The 3,629-nt window shown below is 68.0% G+C and carries 3 protein-coding genes; 1 reads left to right on the top strand and 2 read right to left on the bottom strand.

Annotated features, from left to right (window positions below; genetic code table 11):
- Positions 1–29 precede the first annotated feature (29 nt).
- On the top strand, positions 30–401 hold the full coding sequence (locus AC1DZ6_RS21280; protein ID WP_477099126.1) for a hypothetical protein: 372 nt from the start codon (positions 30–32) through the stop codon (positions 399–401).
- A 192-nt stretch (positions 402–593) separates the two neighbouring features.
- Here AC1DZ6_RS21280 and AC1DZ6_RS21275 read toward each other — a convergent pair whose 3' ends face one another.
- Both AC1DZ6_RS21275 and AC1DZ6_RS21270 read right to left on the bottom strand, forming a co-directional pair.
- Positions 594–2,738, bottom strand: coding sequence for a sodium-translocating pyrophosphatase (locus AC1DZ6_RS21275; protein WP_477099125.1), 2,145 nt, complete (start codon positions 2,736–2,738; stop codon positions 594–596).
- A 253-nt stretch (positions 2,739–2,991) separates the two neighbouring features.
- On the bottom strand, positions 2,992–3,522 hold the full coding sequence (locus AC1DZ6_RS21270) for a hypothetical protein (RefSeq protein ID WP_477099124.1): 531 nt from the start codon (positions 3,520–3,522) through the stop codon (positions 2,992–2,994).
- Between the last annotated feature and the right edge of the window lie 107 nt (positions 3,523–3,629).

Genomic DNA, 3,629 nt, shown 5'->3' with positions numbered 1-3,629 from the left:
CCCGACAGATTATCGTCGGAGAACACATCATGAAGCGCACTCTTCTCGCCCTGGCCGCCCTGGCCACCGTCGCCGCCGCTCCCCTGGCCGCCCAAGCCGCCCCGTGGCAGTCGGTCAACCAGCGTCAGGCCAACCTCGAACAACGCATCAACCAAGGCGTTCGCAACGGCGCCCTGAGCCGCTCGGAAGCCACCCGCCTGCGCGGCGAGTTCCGCTCGATCAGCCGCCTGGAAGCCAGCTATCGCCGGTCGAACGGCCTGTCGATGCGCGAACGCGCCGACCTGGACGCCCGCTTCGATCGCCTGAGCCGCCAGATCCAGGCCGAGCGTCACGACCGTGACGATCGCCGCGACCGCCACGACGGCCGCCACGATGACCGTCACGACGGTCGCCGCAGCTAAGCGCGCCGTCTGACCCAAAATGAAAACGCCCCGGAGGGAAACCTCCGGGGCGTCGTCATGTCTGGCTTCGTCTAGCGCCCTGCGTCCTTCGAGGCCCGCATTCGCGGGCGCCTCAGGATGAGGAGCATTTTGCTGCTTTCCTCATCCTGAGGCGCGTAGCGAAGCGAAGCCTCGAAGGACGCACGGCTTTGATCAGACGCCGTGGGCCAGGACCGCCAGCAGCAGCAGGGCCACGATGTTGGTGATCTTGATCATCGGGTTCACGGCGGGACCCGAGGTGTCCTTGTAGGGATCGCCGACGGTGTCGCCCGTCACGGCCGCCTTGTGGGTGTCGCCGCCCTTGGAGTGCAGCACGCCGTCCTTGTCGGTGAAGCCTTCCTCGATCACCTTCTTGGCGTTGTCCCAGGCGCCGCCGCCGCTGGTCATCGAGATGGCGACGAACAGGCCGGTGACGATCACGCCCATCAGCATGGCGCCGAGCGACGCGAACGCATCGACCTTGCCGGCGATGGCCTTGATCACGAAGAACAGCACCACCGGCGAGACCACCGGCAGCAGCGACGGCACGATCATCTCGCGAATCGCCGCCTTGGTCAGGATGTCCACGGCCTTGCCGTATTCCGGCTTGGTCTCGTAGGTCATGATGCCCGGGTTCTCGCGGAACTGGCGGCGCACCTCGGCCACGACGGCCTCGGCGGCCCGCCCCACGGCGGTCATCGACATGCCGCCGAACAGGAAGGGCAGCAGCCCCCCGAACAGCAGGCCGACCACGACATAGGGGTTGGACAGGTCGAAGGTCACCGGACCCATGCCGTCGAAGAAGCTGCCCGCCTCGGCGTGGGCCGAGAAGAACTTCAGGTCTTCGGTGTAGGCGGCGAACAGCACCAGGGCGCCCAGGCCGGCCGAACCGATGGCGTAGCCCTTGGTGACGGCCTTGGTGGTGTTGCCCACGGCGTCCAGGGCGTCGGTGGTGACGCGGACTTCCGGCGGCAGGCCGGCCATTTCCGCGATGCCGCCGGCGTTGTCGGTGACGGGGCCGAAGGCGTCCAGGGCGACGATGAAGCCGGCCAGGGACAGCATGGTGGTGGTGGCGATGGCGATGCCGAACAGGCCCGCCAGGTTATAGGTCACCAGGATGCCGACGATGATGGTCAGGGCCGGCAGGGCCGTGGATTCCAGCGACATGGCCAGGCCCTGGATCACGTTGGTGCCGTGACCCGAAACGCTGGCCTGGGCCACCGACTTCACCGGGCGGAAGTTGGTGCCGGTGTAGTATTCGGTGATCACCACGATGGCGGCGGTGACGGCCAGGCCGACCAGGCCGCAGTGGAACAGGTCCGCCGCGCCGAAGGTCTTGGCGCCGACCGTGACGGCCTCGGGCACCAGCTGGAAGATCACCCAACCGACCGCCGGGATCGACAGCGCGCCCGTGACGATCAGGCCCTGATAGAGGGCGCCCATGATGTTCTGCTTCTTGCCCAGACGCACGGCGAACGAGCCGATGATCGAGGTGACGATGCAGACCGCGCAGATGGCCAGCGGCAGCAGCATCATCGACGAGACAACCTCGACGCCGGCGCCGCGGAAGAAGATCGCCGCCAGGACCATGGTGGCGACCGTGGTCACCGCATAGGTCTCGAACAGGTCGGCGGCCATGCCGGCGCAGTCGCCGACGTTGTCGCCCACGTTGTCGGCGATGGTCGCGGCGTTGCGCGGGTCATCTTCCGGAATGCCGGCCTCGACCTTGCCCACCAGATCGCCGCCGACGTCGGCGCCCTTGGTGAAGATGCCCCCGCCCAGGCGGGCGAAGATCGAGATCAGGCTGGCGCCGAAGCCCAGCGAGACCAGCGAGTCGACCACGACGCGGTCGGTGCCGGCGTGACCCGTCTGCAGCAGGATGGCGAAATAGCCGGCCACGCCGATCAGGGCGAAGCCCGCCACCAGCATGCCGGTCACGGCGCCGGAGGTGAAGGCCATCTTCAGACCGGCCGCCAGGCTCTCGGACGAGGCCTGGGCGGTGCGGACATTGGCGCGCACCGAGATCAGCATGCCCGCGAAGCCGGCCGCGCCCGACAGGATCGCGCCCAGGGCGAAGCCGACCGGCTGTTCCCAGGATTTGAAGAAGAACGCCAGCAGGGCGATGACCACCACGCCGACGATGGCGATCGTCGTATATTGGCGGTTCAGATAGGCCTGGGCCCCTTCCTGGATCGCCGCGGCGATCTCCTGCATCTTCGCGTTGCCGGGCGAAGCCCGCATCAAGGCCGCCGACTGCACGGCGCCGTACAGGACCGCCAGCAGCCCGGCCCCTATGGCCACATAAAGCCAAGAACTCATCGGTAAGTCGCCCTCTTTCGCGTTTCAATCACGAGAGGGTCGTCGCTCGACAGGACTACGATCGAAGAGACCGCCCCCGGCCGCACGCGACGGGCGGGCCTATGGCCTCATTCCCCCTCGATGCTCCCTGATGGCGTCGTGAAGACGCCAAGGGCAGGACAGTGCCAAATGACCGGCGGGTGTCAACCGATTGCAGGAACGGCGTTCAGTTAGGCGCGCGACCGGCTGGCGGTCGCGGGAGCCCGATCGAGCCTCAGGGAACGATATTGGCGTCGCCGGGCGGCTGGACGCGGGGGGCCGCCTTGGCCTGCGTCCCGGGTTTGGCCGGCGGGGCGACGAAGTTGCGCGGCGTCTGCTTGATGACCGTCACCATCGCCACCTTGCCCGGCCCGATCAGGCCGCTAGCCTCGCGCAGGACCGACGCTTTCAGGCGGGCCTCGTCCAAGGCGACGTAGCTGTCGGGGCGCACGAACGGCTTGGCGTGGGCCTCGCGGACGATGGCGTCGCGCAGCTGCGGCTCCTTGCCCTCGAAGATCGCGGTCAGCACGCCCGGCTTCAGGGTGATGCTCATCTGGACGAAGACGTAGTTGATCAGCTTGCCGCCCGCGATGATCGGCAGCGCCATGGACTGCAGCGTGATCACCGGATCCGGCGCTTCCTCGCCCTCGCCTTCCTTGCCGCCCTTCTTCTCCTTCTTGGCCGAACGCGCCAAGGCCGGCGTCGCCAGCAGGGCCAGCGAGGCGGTCAGGAAGGCGCGGCGGGCGACGGGCGAAGGACGGGTCATGCCCGTGTTTTAACCAAGAAGGCTTGAGGTTTGGTTTCCAGGGCCGAGGACGCCCCCTCCGTCGCGCCGCTGCGCGACGCGCCACCACCCCCCCGATGCGGGGGAGG

This window comes from Caulobacter sp. P1_B12_2 (assembly GCF_056406675.1).
This window is presented reverse-complemented; position numbering and strand designations above follow the sequence as displayed.

Coding starts and splice junctions, on each gene's coding strand:
- AC1DZ6_RS21280 (WP_477099126.1), top strand. CDS start 30: ATGAAGCGCACTCTTCTCGCCCTGGCCGCCCTGGCCACCGTCGCCGCC.
- AC1DZ6_RS21275 (WP_477099125.1), bottom strand. CDS start 2,738: ATGAGTTCTTGGCTTTATGTGGCCATAGGGGCCGGGCTGCTGGCGGTC.
- AC1DZ6_RS21270 (WP_477099124.1), bottom strand. CDS start 3,522: ATGACCCGTCCTTCGCCCGTCGCCCGCCGCGCCTTCCTGACCGCCTCG.